Below are 21,936 nucleotides of genomic sequence, written 5' to 3'. Positions count from 1 at the left end.
ATATCAAAGCTGATTGATGAAATCCATGGCTTTCAGGCTATGTCCCAAAAGATTCTGCAGATGACTCAAAGTAATTTGCTCCGCCTGCATGATAAGGCTTCCCTGCAGCTTAAGCGAGCCGTTATCCTGCCAGTTCAAGTCACGCAAGGCGATAATTGTTTTGCGCAGCTTCTCAGGAAAGGGCATCAGTCCGTCAACTTTGCATTCATCGCATAGAATTCCGCCTTCTATGATACTAAAGGCGCCATCACCTTCCACATTTTTGCCGCAATGAAGACAGTGCTCATAGTGAAGCTGCAGCCCCGTAAATTCCATGATCTGCAGGATCGCAGCCAGAGCTGTAACCCTGGGATTGCGCTGCTCAAAGGCTTCCAATACTTCCAGCAGTGTAGCAAAAAGCTTCGGTTCAGGCACGCCTGCAGGCATGAATTCACGCATTACTTCCGCCACCAATGCCCCATAGGCCATGACGGACAAATCCTCGCTGAGCTTCTTGTAATGCCGCTTTAGCTGAATCTGCTTCACGGTATCAAGGCGCCGTCCCTCTGCCAGCTGCAGTTCCAAATAAGAAAACAGCTGCATGCCTGCTGCCAGCGGGCTCCTTGGACGACGACAGCCAAAGGCCGCCGCCTCTACCAGACCACGCTCCCTGGTAAAGAGGGTGACCATCTTGTCTGCCTCCCCCCAGTTCTTGGCGCCTACTACCACTGCCTCAGTCTGGTAAAGAGCCATCATGCACCTTCTTGGGCATAACTGCCCCTGCCGTCAGCATGTACTGCAAGGCTGACTCGCTGCTGATATCCAGATAGATGACATCCTTCTTGGGCACGAAGAGGTTGGTGCCGGAGGTCATATTAAGGCTCCAGGGCACAAACACGCAGACGTAATCCTCTCCCAGTTCCGCCTTCAAGGTCTGGGGCACATCAGCCATGATGAAGCCTAAGGCCTTGGACTGGTGAAAAGGCACCAGCACCACATGTTCGAACATGCTGTTGGACTCAAAGACCGCTGTGGAAAGATGCTTAACTGAGTTGTAAATGAACTTCACCACAGGAATCTTGCCCAACACCCACTCTCCATAGCCGATGAAGCGCTTGGTAAGCCAGTAAGAGGAAAGCCAGCCTGTCAAATAGACAAAGAGCACCAAGGTTATGATGCCCATGCCCGGAAAATAAAAGGGAAGATGCTTGCCCAACACACCCTCTGTGAAGTTCAAGGTTTCCAACACCACGAAGATGGTGATTGCCAAGGGCACCAGCAGTATCAGGCCATTTATGAAGCGGCGTGACACCAGCTTGGAAAGAGGTGTATGGCGCTCGTCATTTTCAGGCATTGTCCTTGCCTCCAAAACCGAAGTTATGGAGGACTCCCGTGCGGTTGCGCCAGTCCTTCTTGACCTTTACCCACAGGTCAAGGAAAACTCTGGAACCCAGCAGGGTTTCAATATCCGTGCGGGCAAGACCGCCAATCTCCTTGAGCATGGCACCCTTGGCACCGATGATAATCCCCTTCTGTGAGTCGCGCTCAACAAAGATAGTGGCGCGAATATAGACATCATCATTGGGGCGGGTAGTCATTTCATCAGTTTCTACCGCAATGGCATGAGGCACTTCGTCACGGGTGAGGTGCAGCACCTTCTCGCGGATAAGCTCAGCCACAATCAACCGCTCCGGCTGGTCCGTCACCATATCATCAGGATAGTACTGAGGTCCCTCAGGCAGATATTTCTTGGCTTCAGCCAGCAGGCCGTCCAGATTGGTTTCCTCTTTGGCGGAAATGGGAACCACACCTGCGAACTGGTATTTCTCCGTGTAGTGGGAAATAATAGGCAGCGCCTGCTCCTTTTCAATGAGGTCAAGCTTGTTCACCACCAGGATGACAGGCCTGTGAGTAGCCTGAAGCCTCTCCAGGATATAATACTCGCCAGGTCCCATTTTCTCAGTGGCATCCACCACAAAGAAGATAGCATCTACTTCTTTCAGCGTGCCTTCGGCAGACTTCACCATATACTCGCCCAGCTTATGCTTAGGCTTGTGAATGCCCGGCGTGTCCAAAAAGACAATCTGGGCATCCGGTTCCGTCAGGATGCAAAGAATGCGGTTGCGGGTAGTCTGGGGCTTATCGCTCATAATGGCTATTTTCTGGCCGATAAGGGTGTTTATCAGAGTGGACTTGCCCACATTGGGCCGTCCGATTACGGCAATAAAGCCGGATTTGTGCTGCTTGTTGGAAAGGTTATCCATTTTTCCTCCTCCATCTATTTGGTAAACGTTCTTGCTCATTCGCGGGGAATGCCCAGCTTCTCCATCACAAAGCGCTGTTCTGCCTCCATCTCTTCCCGTTCTTCATCTTCCATGTGGTCATAGCCCAAAAGATGAAGCATGCCATGCACTGTGAGGAAAGCCACTTCCCGCCGCAGGCTGTGCCCGTAATCCGCAGCCTGTTCCTCTGCCCTCTCTACGGAAATGATCAAATCTCCCAGCATATTGACCTCCGGGCCGTCCACCATCTCCGGCTCCTCACTCTCATTGAGGGCAAAAGAAAGCACATCTGTAGGCCGGTCAATGCCCCGGTACTCTTTGTTAAGGGTGTGGATATACGCATTATTGGTAAGAGTCACGCTGACTTCGCCATTCTCCACCCCATAAAGCTGGCCCACCATTTCTGCCGCCGCTCTGACATTGGCCTCTATTTCCTCTGGAAAGGTCAATTCTTCCGGGTAGTTGCTGATTATTACGTCCATTTATTTTTCCTGCTTTTCTAAAACTTTTTCACTGCTCTTTTTGCCTGCTTCGTAATTGCCGTAAGCCTCTACAATGCGGGCTACCACATCATGGCGTATCACATCCACCGGAGCCATGCGCACAATGCCAATGCCTTTCACTCCTGCCAGCACCTTGCTGGCTTCTCTGAGTCCGGAGCTTACGCCTCGTGGCAAATCCACCTGGCTCAGATCCCCTGTCACTACCATGCGGGAACCAAAACCAAGGCGGGTAAGGAACATCTTCATCTGACTGGTGGTGGTGTTCTGAGCCTCATCCAAGATAACAAAGGCATCGGAAAGGGTGCGGCCACGCATATAAGCAAGCGGTGCTATTTCAATCGTCCCCCGCGCCATCAGCTTCTGATAGGCGTCCATGCCCAGTATGTCCTGGAGAGCATCGTAAAGGGGGCGAAGATAGGGATCCACCTTGTCCTGCAAGTCGCCTGGCAGGAACCCCAGCCTCTCCCCTGCTTCCACAGCCGGGCGGGTGAGGATAATGCGCTTGACTTCCTTATTGCGCAGGGCTGCCACTGCCATTACCACAGCCAGATATGTCTTGCCAGTTCCCGCAGGGCCAATTCCCAGCGTTACGGAGTTTTTCCTGATGGTCTCAAGGTACAGCCGCTGGCCTAAAGTCTTGGGTCTCACCTGTTTCCCGCGGGCTGTCACCAGAATGGTCTCTCCGAACATGGCATGCAGCTTTTCTGCTTCCCCACGACGCACCATCATGATACTGTAACTCACTTCATGGCTGGTGATAGCTGTGCCCTGACGATAAAGGTACTGAAGCTCCTCCATGACATGAGCAGCTCCCTGCACTTCCACAGCCTCTCCCAGGATTTCCAGCCGGTCTCCCCGGCTGACCATCTGGCAGTCAAACTCCTCAGTCAGCATTTGCAAGAACTCATCCTGAGCCCCTAAGAGCGCATAAGCCTCTGACCTGTCCTGGAAGTATACTATTTTTTCTAAAGCCTGCTGCAAAAGAAATCCTCACCCGCTTTTCTATACAATTCTACAATATATAAGTAACATTTTACCGCAATGGAAGCATTTGTCAATCAAGCTGAACCTAACCATAGCCAAAAATACTGCGGCATACCAAACCAAAACAGGTTCAGCATGCCGCAGTAGAAAAAGCTGTCTCACATTTGCCGGTAAACACCAATGACCTTGCCCAAAATACGCACATCACGCTCATAAAAAGGTTCCATATCATCATTTTCCGGCTGAAGCTTTATGCAGTCAGACTCCAGAAAATACCTTTTGACAGTGGCACTTTCTCCATTTACCAGAGCCACTACAATATCGCCATTGCAGGCGTCAGCCTGCTGACGGACAATGACAAAGTCATCCTCATAAATGCCAATGTTGATCATGCTGTCGCCATGCACCCTCAGCATGAAAACATCATCAGAATTGCGCACCATGCTTTTGGGAAGCTCAAAAACATCTTCCACATTCTGCTCGGCCAGGATAGGGACTCCGGCAGCTACGGTCCCTACCAGCGGCACGCGTACAAAATCGTGCCGGGGCTTTTCTCCCACAATATCCAATGCGCGCCGCTTATCCGGCTGACGCTCTATAAGGCCGCGCTCCTCCAGGCAGCGCAGGTATCCATGTACAGTAGAGGCAGACTTCAGCCCCACTGCTGCACCTATCTCCCGCACAGAAGGGGGATAACCATGCTCACGCTGGAATTTTTTCAGGTATTCATATATTTGTTCCTGCCTCTCAGCAGATGTTTTGTTCTTCTTTTGCACTTCAAACATCCTTTCGAGATCTTGCGCACATATGTTCTCTTAGTATTTTATCACCTTTATTGACTTTTGTCCATCAGATTACGAGAAATACTTCCATCAACTGTCTTGTCAATGATGTCACGATGCAACTGAAAGATTAAAAGGAATTTTTTCTGCCAAGCAAAAAATCGCAGGCCGCTAAATGACCTGCGATTCTGTTTGCTTATTCCAGTTTATACGTTTTTCTTTTATTCCTTTGCCGTCGACTCAGCAATGACTTTCTCAGCTGCTTTTTCCGGCATAGGTTCGTAGTGGGAGAATTCCAGGCTGTAAGAGCCGCGGCCCTGGGTCAGGGAACGGAGATCCGTAGCGAACTTGAAAAGCTCTGCCACGGGAATCCTGGCCTGGATCTCGCTCATGTCCTTGCCCTTGCTGTCTACACCCATGATCTGGGCCCGCTTGGAATTCAGTTTGCCCATGACATCGCCCATGTAATATTCGGGGGCAGTCACGGTAATCTTGTCAATAGGCTCCAGCAGGATAGGACTTGCCTCCATAATGCCCTTCTTGATGGCCAGGGCTGCCGCAGTCTTGAATGCCGCCTCGGAGGAATCCACGGCATGATAGGAGCCGTCATAGAGATTGACCTTCACATCCACCACGGGATAGCCTGCCAGTACGCCTCCTGCCAAAGTCTCCTCTGTACCCTTTTCCACCGCTGGGATATACTGGCGGGGCACACTGCCACCGAAAATGGTTTCCGTGAAGGCATTTCCCTCGCCGGCAGCCTGGGGGCTGATTTCCAGCCACACATCGCCATACTGGCCGTGGCCGCCGCTCTGTTTCTTGTGCTTGCCCTGTACCTTCACACTCTTGCGGATGGTCTCGCGGTAAGCTACCCTGGGCTGGGTGAGCTTCAGCTGCACGCCGAACTTGCGCTCCAACTTCTCCGCCAGGATTTCCAGATGTACCTCGCCAATGCCACGGAGCAGTGTCTCCCTGGTTTCCTTATTCTTGCAGACAATAAGGGTAGCATCTTCCTCCTGCTGCTTGGCCAAGGCGGAGAAGACCTTGTCCTCTTCACCCTTCTTGCCAGCAGATGCCGCCATTTCCAGCATGGCCTCAGGATAGGAGATAGCCTCATACTGGATGGGATCAGACTTGTCACAAAGAGTATCGCCAGTCTTTACTTCCTGAAGCTTGGAAGTAACTACAATATCACCTGCTGCAGCCTGAGCCAGATTGAACTGCTGCTTGCCCTGCATGGTGAACAGGGTGCCGATGCGCTCAGACTCATCTTTATTCACATGATAGTAAGCAGCATCGCCCTTCATATCCCCGGACAGGATGCGGATAAAGCTCTGCCTGCCCACAAAGGGATCCACGATGGTCTTGAAGACCTGGGCAGAGAAGGGATCTTCTGTCTTGCGCTCCTTGATTTCCCCGTCTGCAGGGCTGGTGCCGATGGAAACCTTGAAATACGGCGTAGGCATATACTCCACAATGCCGTTCATGAGGTTCTTGACACCCACATTCTGCTTGGCAGAGCCACAGAACACAGGGAAGATTTTCCCGGCCTGGATGCCTTCGATAAGGGCGGCAGCCACCTCTACTTCGGTGATTTCCGTGCCCTCTATGTATTTCTCCATGAGCTCATTGTTGAACTCAGCCACAGCCTCAATCAGCTGCTGGCGGGCTTCCTCGACCTCGCCCTTGATGTATTCCGGCAATTCTGCCACTATGTATTCATGGTCATTCCTGTTGGGCACGATCTTCATGTGCAGGGTCAAAAGGTCTGCCACGCCCTGGAAGGCCGCTTCCTTGCCGATGGGCACCTGCACAGGCACTACCCCGCTGCCAAAGCGCACCCGCAGTTCCTCCACCACGCTTGTGAAGTCGGCATGTTCCCTGTCCATCTTGTTCACGAAGAAGGCTCTGGGCAATTCGGCTTCCTCGGCATACTGCCAAAGTTTCTCCGTCTCCACCTCAATGCCGGAGGTGGCGGAAATAAGGATCAGGGCGCTGTCGGCTGCTGCCAGGGCCCCCTTCACATCGCCCACAAAATCCGGGTAACCCGGAGTCTCCAGGAAGTTCAGCTTGAACTCTCCCCATTCGCAGGCCACCAGCTTGGTGCTGATAGTCATGCCCCGCTTGCTTTCTTCAGGTTCATAGTCCAATGAGCTGGTGCCCTCCTCGACACTGCCCAGCCTCTTCACTGCCCCGGTATCAAAGAGACAGGCATCCAGCAAGCTGGTCTTGCCTGTCTTACCGTGGCCTACCACTGCAACATTCCTTATGTTCGTGCTCTTGTACATTTTCATCGAATCTTCCTCCTTCTAAAGCTCGATGTCCAGGTGTGATTCTCTGATATGTTTCATATTTTCCTTATTCTCTGAAAAATCCTGGATTCCTTCTGCTTCAAAAAGATTCGTAAAAAATTATGAAATAATAAGGCCCCTGCATGCCATAACCTGCAAACAGGGACCCTATCTAGAAATAAGTATGCGGTGAACTTATGCTTACTCAGTTTTTTGAGCAGCTGCTCCTTCCTTTATTTCTTTCAGCAAATCCAATTCTGCAGCCGTTTTTTTCACCTTGGCGGGTATTTCTACCTTTGCCTTATCCGTGGGATAGGTGGTATAGGAGTGAAGCTCTGCGTAATACCCCAAGGTTTCCCAAAACTCCCGTTCTCCGTCTGAAAGCACAGTTTTGCCATCTGCCGCCTCCTGCAGCACGACCTTGGCATAGGCTCGCATCAATCCCGTAAGGTTTACGCCAGCGGTTATAGTTTGCCAATTTTTCTTGTCAACTACCCAGGTAACTTCCTGATCTACAGACTCAAAAGCCCTGGTGAGACGCTCTACCTGCAGCTGCTGAGTAGCTTTTTCCTCAGGAGTCAGGTTCTTCGAGGTTTCCTGACAGTGCTTTGCTACCAGTGCGGCCAGCTTCCTGCCATCCAGAGTCAGCTTCATGCTGCGCTGAGACACAGTATCCTTCACTAACTCCACAGATTTGACCAGCGCCATGTTCTCGGCTATTTCTGTTGGCGTGGTTTCCAGGGCATCTGATATTTCATCAGTGCCAGGCAGGGAAAGTTTGTTCCACTCCTCCCCCCACTGGATGTAGAAAGTTGATGCTTTAGAGTTGTGATCAAAGTAGAAAGGAATCTCAAAATTATTTATCTTGCCAGAATCCTGATCTGTAAACATCAATTTCAGATTGCCAGAAAGAAGCAGGGAGCCATTCTTTGCCAGTTGTCCCCGGCTGTCCAGATCCACATGGAACGCTGGCCCGAAGAGGGTCAGATCCTCATCAAAGACCCGGTAATCATCTGATACAGCCTGATATGCTTCTCTAAAGGCCGCCATACCATTCTGGGCTGGTTCTGCTGCCTGGACAGGACTTCCCGCCAGCAGCGTACCTCCCACAACAAAAGCTGCCAAGGCATTCTTCCACTTCTTCATGCTTGCGCCTCCTCGTATACCGCCCCCATGGGCTGAAGTCAGTATGTTCTCAACTCAAGGAGTAAACTTCTCCACTTTATTTAAAAACTCCTTCTACACATGATTGTAATTTCAGACAGATTTTCCTGCAGAAAAATTTCCACAATGGCGTTATAATATATTCAGGGTATCATATTAGATAATGGAAAGGTCGGAGGCCCATGGCAGGCAAGAAATTATTCGGTATCATTTACATGAGCACCACCAGGCTGGAACTCATGATTGTAAACCTCAAGACCCATGAGCTCATCGAGCGGGTAACCTCGGCCAATTTTGTGCAGACGGCGGACAAGTCGGAAATATACCAGAATGAGATAACCAAGATAGTCTTTTCCCTCACAGGCTTCCTGCAGCTTATGGCAGACTACGGGGTCAAGTCTTACAAGTTCTGGGCCAGCCAGCAGCTCATAGACGATGTGAGCGCCAGGTATCTCTCCGAGCAAATTCTCCTGCGTTCCGGTGTCAAAGTCAATTGGCTTAATACCAGTCAGATAAACTACTTTCGGGCCCTGTCTCTCATGGGGCATACCAAGGCCTTCCACAGTTTTGCCGGACGCACGGTGTATCTCCTGTACATGGGGTCTGCGGCAGTGACCCTTTTCAAGTTCAGCCAGGAGGAATTCGTGCAGGCCTGGAATATCGGCCTGGGGTATCTGGAGCTGGACCAGCTTTCCCAGGCTCTGCGCAACTCTGCCAACGACCCCAATGAGGTGCTTGACGATTACATCTCCAGCAAGCTGGATTATCTGAAATCAGAACTGGCAGGAGGCGAACCTGACACCTGTCTGATCCTGCAGGATTTTGCCGCCCTCAACAATATCTACCTGCCTCTTAACAAACGACTGACAGAGTTGCCCTATGCGGCCTTCAGCCAGGAGCTCAAACAGGCAGGAGAGGCTTCCAGCCAGTATATCTGCGACCACTTCCATGTAGAAGATAGTCTTTCTGGACGCATCCTGCCCGGCTTTCTCATTGCCAGAAGGCTTCTCAGTTACACCCAGGCGCAGCAGCTTTACCTCACCCGCCTGAACATCATGGATGGACTGGCCATCCAGACAGGAGCAGATTTTGGCTTCACCCATAAAGACTACGGCATTATCACCCAGACCTCGGCAGAAAACATAGCCCAGCTCTATATCAAAGAAGAGGCTCATCGCAGCCTGGTGCGGAAACTGGCCCTGCATATCTTCGACCAGCTGAAAAAACTCCATCGATTGGGCAGCCGGGAAAGACTGCTCCTGAGCATAGCCGCCACCATTTCCGATATCGGCAATGCCATCAGCCAGCACAACCACTATCATCATAGCGCTTACATTATGGAAGCCAATCCCCTGATTGGGCTGTCAGATCAGGAAAACACCATTGTGTCAGAAATTGCCCGCTATCACAGCACGGAGTCTCCGGGAGCTGACCAGCTGCATTTCCACAGCCTGCCCCCGGAGCTGCAAATGACCATTGCCAAGCTGGTGGCCATCCTTCGCCTGGCAGACGCCCTGGACGATTCCCATCAGCAAAAGATCAGCAAGCTCACAGTATCCCTAAAGAATGAACAGCTGATTCTCACAGCCTTTTCACCCCAGGACCTTTCCCTGGAAAAATGGGCCTTCAATCGAAAAGCCCAGCTGTTCAACGAACTCTACGGCATCAAGCCCAGCCTGAAACAGAGGAGGACCGACGCATGACAAAAATCAAGGACAAGATAGATTTCAAGAATACAGCCTACTACACCAATCGGGAGCTCAGCTGGCTGGACTTTAACGACAGGGTGCTGGAAGAAGCCCGCGACCCGGAAAATCCACTGCTGGAACGGCTTAACTTTTTGGGCATCTCCCAAAGCAATGTGGACGAGTTCTTCATGGTGCGGGTTGCCTCCCTCATCAAGCTGGACGCAGTGAACATCGACTCCCTGGATTTGGCTGGTCTCACCCCTATTGACCAAATCCGGGAAATAAACCTCAGAGAGCACCAGGCTGTAGAAAAGCGCTACTCTACCTACAACCGCTCTCTGGTGCCCCAGCTGGCCAAAGAGAATATTCACCTGCTCAAGATGGGTGACTTGTCAGAACATCAGTATGAATTTTTGCGCCGCTACTACAATGACGAACTCTACCCCGTGCTCACCCCCATGGCAGATGACTCCTCACGGCCCTTCCCCTTCCTGCAGAACAATTCCTTGAATATAGCCCTGCATCTGACGGACGAGGAAAGCAATGCTTCGGCCTTTGCCACACTAAGGGTGCCTGACCTCTTTCCACGCTTTATGCGCCTGCCGGATGCCCCCAATGATTTCGTGCTGTTGGAGGATATTATCCGGGAGTTCTTCACCAGTCTTTTCCATGGCTATCAGGTGGACAATGCCAGCACCTACCGGGTTATCCGTGATATGGATCTGGACGTGGCAGAACAGGATACCTCCGACCTCCTGAGGGCGGTGCAGACCCAGCTACGGGAACGTGAGCATGGCTCTGTCATGCGGCTTGAAGTGGAAAGCACCATGGACGAGGAACTGGCTGACCATCTCATCAAGACCTTGCAGGTGCCTGATTCCATGGTCTACCGCATCAATGGCCCCATTGACCTGACTTTTTTGAAGAAGCTGCCCGGAGCCATCGAAGGTCATGAGGAGCTGAGGTACAAACCATTTTCCAGTTTCCACCGCCTGCAGCTGCAGATGCCCAAGGCCAGGGAAAGCGCCGAACTTTCCGTTCATGGCAATATGTTTGACGCCATCCGCCAGCAGGATTTCCTGCTGCATCACCCCTATGACTCCTTTTCATCTGTCATCAACTTCATCCACCAGGCCGCCAACGACGAAAAAGTGCTGGCCATCAAGATGACCCTTTACCGCGTCTCCGCCAGTTCCCCCATTATCCAATACCTGGGCAAGGCAGCCCAGCACGGCAAGCAGGTGACGGTATTGGTGGAAGTCAAGGCCCGCTTTGATGAGCAGAACAACGTGCGCTGGGCCAAGCAGCTGGAGAAAACCGGCTGCCATGTTATCTACGGTCTGGTTGGCCTGAAAACCCATTCCAAGATTGCCCTGGTGATACGCAGGGACGATGATGGCATACGTCGCTACCTGCACCTTGGCACCGGCAATTACAATGATGTCACGGCCCATTTTTACACGGATATAGGCTTGCTGACCTGCGACAGGGCCATGGGGGTGGACGCCACCAATATCTTCAACATGCTCTCCGGCTACTCTCGCCCCCCTTATTTCCATAAGCTTCATATCTCCCCCGGAGGCATACGCACCTTTATCTATAAGAAAATAGAAAGGGAGATGGAAGCCGCCAGGAACGGCCGTCCGGCCATAATACGCATGAAAATGAATTCCCTGTCAGATCCGGACGTCATTGCCAGGCTCTACGAGGCTTCGGCAGCAGGCGTGACCATACAGCTCATCGTGCGGGGAATATGTTGCCTGCGCACGGATATCCCGGGAGTCAGCGACCACATTGAGGTGCATTCCATTGTAGGCAGATTCCTGGAACACAGCCGCATCTACTATTTCTACAACGAGGGGCTGGAGGATATTTACCTCTCCTCCGCTGACATGATGACCCGCAATCTGAATCGCCGGGTGGAGCTCTTGTTCCCCGTGCAGCAGGATGATTTGCGTGAGCGGCTCTACAAGATCTTTGACGATATGTGGGCTGACAATATCAAGGGCAGGGTGCTCCGGGATGATACCTTCGTCCGCCAGGACCGCCGTGGCCAGCAGCCCTTCAACTCCCAAGCCCAGTTCATCGACCAGGCAGAACGCCACAGCGCCCGCCTGCGGAAACTTGAAGAAGAAGCCCGGCAGCAGCCGGAAGTGTTCCAGCCGTTGATAGGACACCATGAGGAATAATCACAAGCCTCCCATTGGGTTTCTAACCCCCTGGGGGGCTTAAATTCTGCCCTGTTATTTTGTATGCTATTGTTATCATTCTTGACTTTTAGAAAAGGAGGCCTTGCCAGCCTTGAATTATGCACTGAAGCGTTTCCTGCAGCTCATCCCCATCCTCTTTGGCATCACCTTCCTGTCCTTCCTGCTCATGTACCTGGCGGGCAGCGATGCGGTGACGGAGATGTATACCAACAGAGGCGTGGAAGTAGCCCAGGAAATCATCGATGAAAAGAAAGCGGAACTAGGGCTGAACCTGCCCTTCCTCCAACAGTATATCAACTGGCTCTGGGCCACGTTCCACGGGGATATGGGCACAAGCTATGTGACAGGAGAAAATGTGCTGGCGGCTTTCCTCAGAAAACTTCCTGCCACCCTCCTGCTCACAGCCCTTTCCATCGGGCTGACGGTTGTTATTTCCCTGCCCTTGGGCATCTTAGCGGCTGTGAAACATGACCGCATACCTGACCTTTGCCTGCGCTTTGGCTCTTTCCTGGGCAATGCCATGCCCAATTTCTTCGTAGCCATGCTGCTGATGGAATTCCTTGGCATCCAGCTGGGGCTGCTGCCGGTGATTTCCAGCGGCATGGATGTGAAAAGCGCCATCATGCCCACCCTGACTCTCTCCATTGCCATGTCTGCCAAGTACATGCGGCAGGTGCGCTCCGCCGTGCTGGAGGAACTGAACAAGGACTATGTGCTGGGAGCCAGAGCCCGGGGAGTAAGCGACAGGATTATCCTCTGGAAGAACGTCATGAAAGCGGCCATGCTCACCATCCTGACTCTGCTGGCCCTGTCCATCGGCAGCCTCCTGGGAGGCACCGCCATTATTGAAAGCATCTTCATGTGGGACGGTGTGGGGAAATTGGCGGTAGATGCCATCAATATGCGTGACTACCCCATCATTCAGGCCTATGTCATGTGGATGGCCATTATCTATGTCTTTGTCAATCTGGTGGCAGATCTCCTTTACCACCACCTTGACCCGCGCATAAGGCTGGGGGTGAACAGCAAATGAACAAGGCAGCCCCCACCATACGCGTACAGAAAGTACGGCAGAACAAGTTGCAAAAGAAGCTCTGCTTTTTCTCTGCCCTGGCCCTGCTGCTGATCATCGCCTCTTTTTTCAGCGAATATCTCTGCCCCTACGATCCTTATCTGCAGGATCTCTCCCTGGCCAAGGCACCTCCCTCCTCTGAGCATCTGCTGGGAGCTGACCGCTATGGACGTGATATGCTATCCAGGGTCATCGCAGGCAGCAAGACAAGTATCTTATCCACCCTGCTGCTGGTTGGTTTCATCACCGTCTTCGGCAGCCTCATTGGCATTACCTGCGCCTGGGCAGGAAAAAAAGTTGACACCATTCTCATGCGTCTGTCAGATATGTTCCTGGCTTTCCCGGGGCTGGTATTCGCCCTGGCTGTGGCAGCGGTACTGGGTGGCGGCGTACACAATGCCATCTTTGCCCTGGCGGCCATCAGCTGGCCCAAATACGCGCGCCTTTCACGCAGCCAGACCCTTGCCCAGCAGTCAGCCGCCTATATGCAGGCAGCCAGAATGGCTGGCAGCAGCACCTTGAAGCTTATCTGCAAGCACGTTCTGCCCAATATCTCCGGCCCCATCCTGGTTACTGCCATGCTGGATATCGGCACCATGATGATGGAACTGGCGGGACTCTCCTTCCTGGGACTTGGAGCCAAGCCTCCTATCCCTGAATGGGGCAGCATGATGAGCGATACCCGCAATCTCTTGCCTACCCAGCCATGGGTGACTTTGGCACCTGGCTTTGCCATCTTCATTTCCGTGATGATCTTCAACCTGCTTGGTGATACCCTGCGGGATTATCTTGATCCGAAAAACAGGAGGTAAGCCGTGGCAGAGATTATTAGCTATGAACACGTGGACGTCAGCTACAACGGCCAGCTCATGGTACAGGACATCAGCTTCTCTCTTGGACAGGGAGAGATTCTGGGCATCGTGGGCGAAAGCGGCAGTGGCAAATCCACCCTGCTGAAAGCCGCCCTGGGCATGCTGGGCAAGGACGGTCTGGTAACCAGGGGTGATATCTATTACGAAGGTCGGGATTTGCCCGACCTCCCGCCTGAGGAACTGCGGGCCATCTCCGGCAGCGGCATCGGCATGATCTTCCAAAATGCCGGAGCCAGCTTCTGCCCCATCCGCACCGTGGGTGTGCAGCTGCAGGAAATGATGGAGGCCAAAGGGCATAAGGATAAGGGACAGATTGAAAAAGCTGCTATGGAACTTTTGGAGAAGTTCGGCTTTGCGGAACCAAAGCGCATCCTGCAAAGCTATCCCTTTGAGCTCTCCGGAGGCATGCAGCAACGGGTGGGAGTGGCAGCTGCCATGCTTCTGAAGCCCAAGCTGCTCTTGGCCGACGAACCAACCTCCGCCCTGGACGTGACTGTGCAGAAACAGGTCATCGAAGAAATGCTGTTGGCCCGCCAGCTCTTCGGCACCGCCATTATTTTAGTGACTCACAATATGGGCGTGGTGCGGGCCATGGCAGACAAGATGCTGGTGATGCAGGGAGGCAGGGCCATGGAATACGGTAAAACCGTCGAGGTCATGGCAAATCCTTCTTCCCCCTATACCAGGAAACTTCTGGACGCCATGCCCAGGCTGAGGAGGTGAGGATTTGGCAGAGATACTGAAAGCAGAGCACCTGCGCAAGGTCTTTTTCTCCCAAGAGAGGGAAGTCCTGGCAGTGGACGATGTGAGTTTTTCACTGAAGCAGGGTGAAAAGCTGGCCATCATCGGGGAAAGCGGCAGCGGCAAGACCACCGTGGCCAGACTTGTCACCCGGTTGATAGATGCCAGCAGCGGGAAGATTTTCCTGGAGGGCGATGATATCACCCATGCCAGGGGAAAGCAGCTCAAAGAAGCCTACAAGAAAATGCAGATGGTCTTCCAAAGCCCCATTGAAAGCTTTGACCCCCGGCTGACCCTGGGGGATGGCATCATGGAAAGCCTGCTCAACCACGGCCTGAAGAAAGCAGCTGCCCTTGAGGAATGCCTGAAACTGCTCTCCCTCTGTGGCCTGCCCAAAGAATTTGCCCCCCGTTATCCCCATGAGGTCAGCGGTGGGCAATGCCAAAGAGCAGCCATTGCCAGAGCTTTAGCCATCGAGCCTAAGCTGCTGATACTTGACGAGGCCACCTCAGCCCTGGATGTGACTGTGCAGGCAGAGATATTGAAACTGTTGCAGCAGCTGCAGAAAGAGCGCACGATGGCCTATCTGTTTATCTGCCATGATATTGCCCTGGTACAGGACTTCTGCGACAGGGTGATAGTCATGCATGAAGGCAGTATTGTGGAAGAAGGAACGCCTGACGACGTTATAAAGCACCCTCAGAAGGCTTATACAAAGAAGCTGATTGAGAGTGTTCTATGATATACCTTATTCTCTGAAAGGAAGGGATCATTTTGCAAAACTGGAAGAAACTCACAGCCCTGGCTTTGGGCGTCTGCCTGAGTCTGGGGGTTATGGCTGGCTGCGGCAGCGACAAGGCTGCCACTACTGGCGGACAGAAGGCGCTCACCATCGGTGACACTACCTTCAACAGCTCCAACGAGGAGCCGGATGTGAACCCTCACAACACCTACGCTGGCTGGGCCTGCATCCGCTACGGCATTGGCGAAACGCTCATCAAGTACTCCGACAACATGGAAATCCAGCCCTGGCTGGCCACCAAGTGGGAGAACACAGACGAGCTCACCTGGAAGTTCACCCTGCGGGATGACGTTACCTTCTCCTCCGGCCGCAAGCTGGATGCCGCTGCCGTCAAGGAATGCCTGGATCACCTGATTGAAAACAACAAACGGGCAGCCCAGGATCTCAAAATCGCTTCCATCGAAGCCAACGGCCAGGAGCTGACCATCAGGACCACAGAGCCGAAGCCCGCTCTCCTCAACTACCTGGGTGACCCCTACGGCTGCATCATCGATGTGCAGGCAGGCTTTGAAAATGGCATCGTAGCTGGCACCGGCCCGTACATTGTCGAGGACATGAAAACCGATGACCACCTGACCCTGAAGAAGAACGAGAAGTATTGGGGCGGCACGCCGAAGCTGGACAAGCTCACTATCCGTACCATCACCGATGGCAACACCCTCTCCAATGCCCTCCAGTCCGGCGAGGTGCAGGCGGCCTACGGCATGGCTTATGAAAGCTATCCCCTGTTCCGCAATGACAAATACACCATCTCCCAGATTTCCACCTCCCGCTGCTTCTTCGGCAAGATGAACTTCGACCCGGATTCCGTCTGCGCCGACCCGGCTGTGCGCCAGGCCATCTCCATGGGCATCGACAAGGAAAACTTCGTGGCCAAGCTCCTGGATGGCAACGGCTTCCCGGCTAATGGCGTCTTCCCCGCAGGCCCTGCCTTCGGCGGCGACAAGGTGAAGGCCGAGAAATTCGACCCGGAGGGAGCCAAGAAAGTGCTGGAAGCTGCCGGCTGGGTTGATACCGACGGTGACGGCATCCGCGAGAAGAACGGCAAAAAACTGGTAGTGAAATGGCTCACCTACCCCAGCCGCCAGGAGTTGCCCCTGCTGGCAGAGTCCGTCCAGGCTACCCTCAAGGACATCGGCATGGAAATAGATGTCAACAACACTGCTGACCACAATCAGATAGTGAAAGATCCCAAAGCCTGGGATGTATATGCCATGGCCAATGTCCAGGCACCCACAGGAGACCCGGAATACTGGTTCACTGTCTTTGCCACCTCAAATGCCACCAAGAATCAGGGCAAGTACAAAAACGAGAAGCTGGATGCCCTGGAAGCACAGCTTAGCCGCGAATTCGATCCGGCCAAGCGCGCCCAGCTGGCCCTTGAGATGCAGCAAGTCATCCTGGATGACCACGCCTTTGTCTTCTGCTCCTTCCTGAAGATGAGCATGATTTCCAAGGCCAATGTGAAGAACTACACCTCCCATGCCTGCGATTACTATCAGGTGACTGCTGACCTGGACGTAGAATGAATAAGTTTTGACAATGCAACCTAAAAAACTGCACGGCAAAGATTCTTTGACCGTGCAGTTTTTTATCGTTTTATCTATGCTTGCTCATTTCTCTTTATTCCAAAAGCACCCGCCCACAATCATGGACGGGTGCTTTTCTTAAAAACTTCAGATATTTTCTTTACTGGACTTCCCAGACTTCTCCATCCTCGTCCACGAGAATGTCACCGGACTCTACCGGCTCGTCCACTTCCAGGATAACTTCTTCGTCCAGCATGACCATCTGCGGCGTGCTGGCCAAAGCCATGCCCTGTACCCCTGCGACAAATGCGGCTGCCAAAGCCAGACTCATAACCTTTTTCATGAAAATACCCCTTTCAAATCCTTTGTCCCTTACTCCCTCTCTTATAAATGGCTAATCGGTGTATCAGCCTTGAGAAAGCCACTCTCCGATTCAACCAATTCTATTTTAACATCTCATTTATTATTTTCAATAGATTTATTGAAAATTCTTTATTAATTCTTACACATTCTTCAGGTATTTTCTGGGTATGGCATGGATAAAAGGACTTATATGGCGGTTGTGACCATACTGCCGCTGAGTCCAGGAGAGAAAAAGCTGCTTTTTGGCCCTGGTTATGCCTACGTAGAAAAGCCTCTGTTCCTCTGGCAGCTTTCCTTTCTCCTGAGCGTGGAATCCCGGGAAGGTGCCTTCCTGCAGACCTGCCAGAAACACGTAATCAAACTCGCTACCCTTGGCCTGATGCACCGTGATGATGGGAATCTGAGACCGCTGATTCAGCGCCTCCAGCTCCGTATTGGAAAGGGTTGTATACTGCAGGAACCTTGCCAGAGCATCCAGTGGACAGAGGGAAACATCGTCAAGGTCCCTCGCCTGCAAATAAAGCTCCCGCAGATTCTGGATGCGCTGTTCCTCCTTGTGGCGCTGGTAATATTCTTTTACGCCGCCGCGCAGGACCACCTCCGTGATCAGCTTCCAGGGACGCAGGAGCGGTGCCTGCTGACGGAAACTCGCCATGAGCTCTGCCATTTCTTCGAAGATGCCCTGCCATTGCGCGAAATAAGCCTGCCTATCCTCAGTGCGTGGCACTACATCATGAGCCAGGGCATAATTCAGTATATCTGCCGTAGCCCGTATGTCGTCCATAGCATCATGGGAGGAAGCATGTTCTGTCTGGAAATGTTCAGACAAGAACTCAAGCTTGTGGTTTGGCAGGTTCGGATAAAACCGCCTGAAAATCTCCAACGTATCATAATAACAGGGATAGTCAAGCTGTGGCATTCCCAGCCTTGCCAGCTCGCTGCCTAAAATTCCCAGGTCATAGGTGACATTGTGCCCCACCAGCACGCATCCTCTGGCAAAATGACAGAACTCTTCCAGCACCTGCTGCGGACTTTCTCCATGTTTCTGCAAATAAGCATCTGTAAGGCCATGCACTCTTACAGACTGGCCCACTCCCTTATCAGGCCGTAAATTCCGATAGAATTCCTCAGCCACAGTGCCGTCCGGAGCAAGGCGGATGCCTGCAATCTGAATGATTTCGTCACGGGTGATGTCCACCCCGGTGGACTCCACATCAAAGACCACCACCTGTCCCTGGGACATGGCTTCTATCAAGTCGCTGAAGGGATCTCCCGTGCGCCTTGCCCCCAGTTCCAAAAAGTCCGTAAGCTTCAGCCCTGTCCTTCGCACCTCCTCAGCCCCAATGGCCTTGATGGTGGCGGGACCTATGCCCCTGCCGAAGCGGGAAAGCAGCCTGATGAGGCTGGCTGCATCATGCCTGTTCATCGCCAGATGCAGGAAGGCCAGCACATCTTTGATCTCCTGACGGCGGAAAAAGCGCATTTCATCAATGAGCATAAAGGGCAGGCGCTCGTTTTCCGGCAGATTGCGTCCCAGAGAGCGGAACTGGGAAGACAAATCTTTGTTATAACGGTTGCTGCGGGTAAGAATACATACCCTGGAATAATTCTTTACAGGTAAATGCTGAATGCGGTAGTAAATCCATTGCGCTTCCTCGGCAAACTCCATGGCTCCTTTGAGTTCGATGAATTCCCCCTCCTCCGGGCTTTCCGCCGTCAGACCTTCGGGATAGAGGGCGGAAACCCGCTCCGGGAAGAAGGACTGGAGACAGGCAAAGGAAGCATTCAAAAGCTTCTGGGTGGCTCGATAGTTCTCATGGAGTACAATGCGCCGGGGGTGATAATCCCGCTGATAGCTTCTGAGCACCTTCTCGGGCCTGGAACCACGCCATTCGTAAATGGTCTGAAAATAATCCCCGCACAGGAGCAGCCGGCTCATGCCAAAGATGCGTGATATGACAGCATACTCCAGCTCACTTGTGTCCTGCACCTCGTCAATGCTGATATAGGCAAAGCGCCTGGCCCACCTGCCTGCAATCTCAGGATCCATCAAAAGACGCTGGGCGTTGACGATAAGGTCAGTAAAGTCCAGCCCATGCATATCAAGCAGCCGCTCGTCATAGGCGGCTGTTAGTCCGGGGCCCCATTTCTGCCAGCCTGCGTAAAGCTGGGGATAAAATTCATAGCGATCGTCTATGGCCAGCGCTTTTACCTTCTCAGGTGTTTCCTTCAGCAATCTTTGCAAGACCTGTTCATATTCCTGCCGCCGCCCTGCTGTGCTTTCCTCTCCCCGGGCGGGCATGACTGCACCTTCCGCCAGTCCAAAGACAGCCCGGCTTTCTTTCAGCTGTCCCACCAGGCTTTGCAAAGCACGCAAAGGCCAGCGTCCTTCACTGACCTCCCGCAGAATGCTCTGGCAGTCCACCTCATCCACAATGGCAAAATCTGCAAAGAAATCAGCATGCCGCTTGGCCTCAGTCTTGACGAGATCAAAGCAGAAACCATGGAACGTACGCACTATTACCCGGTTCCCTGCTTCCCCGACCTTTTCCTCAATGCGTTCCCGCATTTCCCTGCAAGCCTTGTTGGTAAAGGTAAGACATAGGATTTCCTCAGGCAAAGCCCTGCTCTGCTCTATGATATTGGCCACCCGGCAGGACAAAGTATCCGTCTTGCCAGTGCCCGCCGGGGCCAGCAGCAGCACGTGCTGTTCCAGCTCCTCTGCCACTTCTCTCTGTTCCTTGTTTAGTTTTGATAAATCCATGCCTTCAGCCAGCTCCCTCTATCCTCATCGACACAAATTCTTTATCTGGATATCGTGAATGTCAGCCGGCAGCAGGGAGGCTGCTTCCTTATCCACGATTACAGTCACATCCCTGTGCAGCTGCAGGATTGAGGCCGGCGCCTCAGGCGTGACATCTCCGCAAAGAGCCTTATACACAGCCCTGGCCTTGTTCTTGCCGTTTGCAAGCATGATGACATGTTCAGCCATCATGATGGTCTTTATACCCATGCTTATGGCATAGCGGGGCACTTCGCTGGCATCATTGAAGAAGCGGGAATTGGCCTGTATGGTTTCCTCATCCAGTTCTACCTTGTGGGTAGTGGCTGCAAACTTCACATCAGGCTCGTTGAAGCCTATGTGCGCGTTCTGGCCAATGCCCAGCACCTGCAAGTCTATGCCGCCCTTGGCCGCTATAAGCTGCTCGTAGCGATGCCCCTCTGCAACGGTATCTTCTGCCATGCCATCAGGAATATAGACATTTTCCTGCCTGATATTGATATGCCTGAAGAAATTTTCCTGCATGAAATAGTGATAGCTCTGAGAATTGTCTGGGCGCATGCCGATATACTCGTCCAAATTGAATGTGGTCACTTCAGAAAAATCCAGTCCCACGGTTCTATGCACCAATACAAGACGCTCATACATAGAAACGGGCGTACTGCCGGTGGCCAGCCCCAGTACGCTATTTGGCTTCAAGTAAATTTGTCCTGCTACAATGTTGGCTGCCTCCAGCCCCATCTGCTCGTAGGAATCTGTAATGACGAGTCGCATTTTCCTCACGCCTCCTCCAGCAACCTGCCTATGATTACAGGCTTATTTTTGCCCACCTCAAATGACATCTCATTTTTCCGCTTGCTGCTTAGATGGTTTGACACGCAAATATTCAGCTTCCAGCCTGGGCAGCGTTCCATCCATGCGCAGCTCCGCCAAAACAAAATTGATGTAATTCAAAAACTCCTGATCTCCCTTGGCCATAAGTATGCCGCAGGAATGTTTTGTAAATGGCTTGCTGATCAGGGGAGCCGCCAGCCTGGCATCCATTTCCACATAGCGGGCCGCTTCCACAGGCTCCGTTATCATGATATCGGCATTCCCCTCAGCAATCTGCCTGGGAATATCGGCATTTTCCTTATGTACGATAAGCTGTGCCTTCTTTAAGTTGGCATTGGCAAATTTCTCATTGGTTCCCCCAGGGTTGATCATGACCCTTACGTCAGCTTTGTCGATGTCAGCGAGGCTGCGGAACTTCCTGGCATCAGCCTTGCGACAGAGTATGGTTTTGCCAAAAGCACCTTCGCCATAGGCATCAGACATGGCCATAGTCCTGGCTCTGGCATAGTTTCTGGAAATACCGCAAATGGCTATATCAAACTTGCCTGCCAAGGTATCTTCTGCCAAAGATGGCCAGGTAGTTGGCACATACTCCAGCTTCACCCCCAGCGAATCTGCAATAATACGTGACAGTTCTGCATCTATTCCCTCATATTCTCCAGTCTGAGGATTCAAATAGGACATAGGAATGTAATCCCCCGTGGTACCTACGCGTATAGTCCCCCTTGCCGAAATATCTTCAAGATGCCCTGCTTCTGCAAGGTTCAGCTGGGTAAGCAGCATAGCAGCAACAATGCTTAACACCATCAGACTCCCAAGTTTCTTCATCATGGCAATTCCTCCCTGCTACTCAAAAGTTTTCCTAAAAAACATTTAAGTTTTCTGTATTTTATCCGATATATAGTTCGTAGTGCCGTTATTCCTGTCCTGGCATAAGCCAAACCTGTGCTTTTTGTTCTCCCACATACAAAACCAAGATATAATATGCAAATGAAAAAAACATTTAAGTTTTCCTAAATATCTACGATATATATTGCAGAATTTAAAAGTTCAAATGC

At 52.2% G+C, this 21,936-nt stretch carries 19 protein-coding genes; 7 read left to right on the top strand and 12 right to left on the bottom strand.

What is annotated here, in order from left to right; genetic code table 11:
* Window positions 1-3: 3 nt before the first annotated feature.
* From recO to BLW59_RS00590, 8 genes are all read right to left on the bottom strand, one after another.
* Window positions 4-732 (bottom strand): DNA repair protein RecO, encoded by a 729-nt coding sequence (gene recO, locus BLW59_RS00625; RefSeq protein WP_029544019.1) that lies wholly within the window; start codon window positions 730-732, stop codon window positions 4-6.
* Window positions 713-1,333: a DUF502 domain-containing protein gene (locus BLW59_RS00620; RefSeq protein ID WP_051650312.1), complete on the bottom strand. Its 621-nt coding sequence runs from the start codon at window positions 1,331-1,333 to the stop codon at window positions 713-715. Before BLW59_RS00620 ends, recO begins: the two co-directional genes overlap by 20 nt.
* Window positions 1,326-2,243, bottom strand: a complete 918-nt coding sequence (gene era, locus BLW59_RS00615; protein WP_074695315.1) for a GTPase Era — start codon at window positions 2,241-2,243, stop codon at window positions 1,326-1,328. Before era ends, BLW59_RS00620 begins: the two co-directional genes overlap by 8 nt.
* A gap of 35 nt (window positions 2,244-2,278) precedes the next feature.
* Complete coding sequence (ybeY, locus tag BLW59_RS00610) at window positions 2,279-2,743, bottom strand: rRNA maturation RNase YbeY (RefSeq protein ID WP_029544014.1); 465 nt, start codon at window positions 2,741-2,743, stop codon at window positions 2,279-2,281.
* On the bottom strand, window positions 2,744-3,745 hold the full coding sequence (locus tag BLW59_RS00605) for a PhoH family protein (protein WP_074695313.1): 1,002 nt from the start codon (window positions 3,743-3,745) through the stop codon (window positions 2,744-2,746).
* A 161-nt stretch (window positions 3,746-3,906) separates the two neighbouring features.
* Window positions 3,907-4,524, bottom strand: coding sequence for a transcriptional repressor LexA (gene lexA, locus BLW59_RS00600; RefSeq protein WP_413778172.1), 618 nt, complete (start codon window positions 4,522-4,524; stop codon window positions 3,907-3,909).
* Window positions 4,525-4,751: 227 nt separating this feature from the next.
* A complete protein-coding gene (gene fusA / locus BLW59_RS00595) occupies window positions 4,752-6,824 on the bottom strand; it encodes an elongation factor G (protein WP_074695309.1) in 2,073 nt (690 codons plus the stop codon).
* A gap of 198 nt (window positions 6,825-7,022) precedes the next feature.
* Window positions 7,023-7,967: a hypothetical protein gene (locus BLW59_RS00590; protein ID WP_074695307.1), complete on the bottom strand. Its 945-nt coding sequence runs from the start codon at window positions 7,965-7,967 to the stop codon at window positions 7,023-7,025.
* A 200-nt stretch (window positions 7,968-8,167) separates the two neighbouring features.
* On the opposite strand from BLW59_RS00590, the gene BLW59_RS00585 reads away from it, so the two are divergent.
* From BLW59_RS00585 to BLW59_RS00555, 7 genes are all read left to right on the top strand, one after another.
* Entirely contained in the window at window positions 8,168-9,688 is a 1,521-nt protein-coding gene (locus BLW59_RS00585) for a hypothetical protein (protein WP_074695305.1), read from the top strand.
* Window positions 9,685-11,862, top strand: coding sequence for an RNA degradosome polyphosphate kinase (locus BLW59_RS00580; protein ID WP_029544003.1), 2,178 nt, complete (start codon window positions 9,685-9,687; stop codon window positions 11,860-11,862). The genes BLW59_RS00585 and BLW59_RS00580 overlap by 4 nt, the downstream gene beginning before the upstream one ends.
* A gap of 112 nt (window positions 11,863-11,974) precedes the next feature.
* Window positions 11,975-12,916, top strand: coding sequence for a nickel ABC transporter permease (gene nikB / locus BLW59_RS00575; protein ID WP_074695303.1), 942 nt, complete (start codon window positions 11,975-11,977; stop codon window positions 12,914-12,916).
* Window positions 12,913-13,767 (top strand): ABC transporter permease, encoded by an 855-nt coding sequence (locus BLW59_RS00570; RefSeq protein ID WP_074695301.1) that lies wholly within the window; start codon window positions 12,913-12,915, stop codon window positions 13,765-13,767. Before nikB ends, BLW59_RS00570 begins: the two co-directional genes overlap by 4 nt.
* Window positions 13,768-13,770: 3 nt before the next feature.
* Window positions 13,771-14,550, top strand: coding sequence for an ABC transporter ATP-binding protein (locus tag BLW59_RS00565; RefSeq protein ID WP_175463318.1), 780 nt, complete (start codon window positions 13,771-13,773; stop codon window positions 14,548-14,550).
* A 4-nt stretch (window positions 14,551-14,554) separates the two neighbouring features.
* Window positions 14,555-15,310 carry an ABC transporter ATP-binding protein gene (locus tag BLW59_RS00560; RefSeq protein WP_074695299.1) on the top strand — a complete coding sequence of 252 codons (756 nt, stop codon included), beginning with the start codon at window positions 14,555-14,557 and terminating at the stop codon, window positions 15,308-15,310.
* Between the two features lie 32 nt (window positions 15,311-15,342).
* Complete coding sequence (locus tag BLW59_RS00555; RefSeq protein WP_074695297.1) at window positions 15,343-16,899, top strand: ABC transporter substrate-binding protein; 1,557 nt, start codon at window positions 15,343-15,345, stop codon at window positions 16,897-16,899.
* A gap of 160 nt (window positions 16,900-17,059) precedes the next feature.
* On the opposite strand, the gene BLW59_RS00550 is transcribed toward BLW59_RS00555, so the two are convergent.
* The 4 genes from BLW59_RS00550 to BLW59_RS00535 form a co-directional block, all read right to left on the bottom strand.
* Window positions 17,060-17,242, bottom strand: a complete 183-nt coding sequence (locus BLW59_RS00550) for a hypothetical protein (protein WP_029543993.1) — start codon at window positions 17,240-17,242, stop codon at window positions 17,060-17,062.
* 159 nt (window positions 17,243-17,401) lie between these two features.
* A complete protein-coding gene (locus BLW59_RS00545; RefSeq protein WP_074695295.1) occupies window positions 17,402-20,026 on the bottom strand; it encodes a 3'-5' exonuclease in 2,625 nt (874 codons plus the stop codon).
* Between the two features lie 24 nt (window positions 20,027-20,050).
* Window positions 20,051-20,818, bottom strand: coding sequence for a glucosamine-6-phosphate deaminase (nagB, locus tag BLW59_RS00540; protein ID WP_074695293.1), 768 nt, complete (start codon window positions 20,816-20,818; stop codon window positions 20,051-20,053).
* Between the two features lie 69 nt (window positions 20,819-20,887).
* Entirely contained in the window at window positions 20,888-21,709 is an 822-nt protein-coding gene (locus BLW59_RS00535) for a transporter substrate-binding domain-containing protein (protein ID WP_051650311.1), read from the bottom strand.
* Between the last annotated feature and the right edge of the window lie 227 nt (window positions 21,710-21,936).

Origin of the sequence: Selenomonas sp. KH1T6 (assembly GCF_900108415.1) — a bacterium.
Lineage (GTDB): Bacteria > Bacillota > Negativicutes > Selenomonadales > Selenomonadaceae > Selenomonas_B > Selenomonas_B ruminantium_A.
This window is presented reverse-complemented; position numbering and strand designations above follow the sequence as displayed.

Bases quoted from the DNA above. Each gene is read 5' to 3' on its own strand.
- recO (WP_029544019.1), bottom strand. From the start codon at position 732: ATGGCTCTTTACCAGACTGAGGCAGTGGTAGTAGGCGCCAAGAACTGG.
- BLW59_RS00620 (WP_051650312.1), bottom strand. From the start codon at position 1,333: ATGCCTGAAAATGACGAGCGCCATACACCTCTTTCCAAGCTGGTGTCA.
- era (WP_074695315.1), bottom strand. From the start codon at position 2,243: ATGGATAACCTTTCCAACAAGCAGCACAAATCCGGCTTTATTGCCGTA.
- ybeY (WP_029544014.1), bottom strand. From the start codon at position 2,743: ATGGACGTAATAATCAGCAACTACCCGGAAGAATTGACCTTTCCAGAG.
- fusA (WP_074695309.1), bottom strand. From the start codon at position 6,824: ATGAAAATGTACAAGAGCACGAACATAAGGAATGTTGCAGTGGTAGGC.
- BLW59_RS00590 (WP_074695307.1), bottom strand. From the start codon at position 7,967: ATGAAGAAGTGGAAGAATGCCTTGGCAGCTTTTGTTGTGGGAGGTACG.
- BLW59_RS00585 (WP_074695305.1), top strand. From the start codon at position 8,168: ATGGCAGGCAAGAAATTATTCGGTATCATTTACATGAGCACCACCAGG.
- BLW59_RS00580 (WP_029544003.1), top strand. From the start codon at position 9,685: ATGACAAAAATCAAGGACAAGATAGATTTCAAGAATACAGCCTACTAC.
- BLW59_RS00570 (WP_074695301.1), top strand. From the start codon at position 12,913: ATGAACAAGGCAGCCCCCACCATACGCGTACAGAAAGTACGGCAGAAC.
- BLW59_RS00550 (WP_029543993.1), bottom strand. From the start codon at position 17,242: ATGAAAAAGGTTATGAGTCTGGCTTTGGCAGCCGCATTTGTCGCAGGG.
- BLW59_RS00545 (WP_074695295.1), bottom strand. From the start codon at position 20,026: ATGGATTTATCAAAACTAAACAAGGAACAGAGAGAAGTGGCAGAGGAG.
- nagB (WP_074695293.1), bottom strand. From the start codon at position 20,818: ATGCGACTCGTCATTACAGATTCCTACGAGCAGATGGGGCTGGAGGCA.
- BLW59_RS00535 (WP_051650311.1), bottom strand. From the start codon at position 21,709: ATGATGAAGAAACTTGGGAGTCTGATGGTGTTAAGCATTGTTGCTGCT.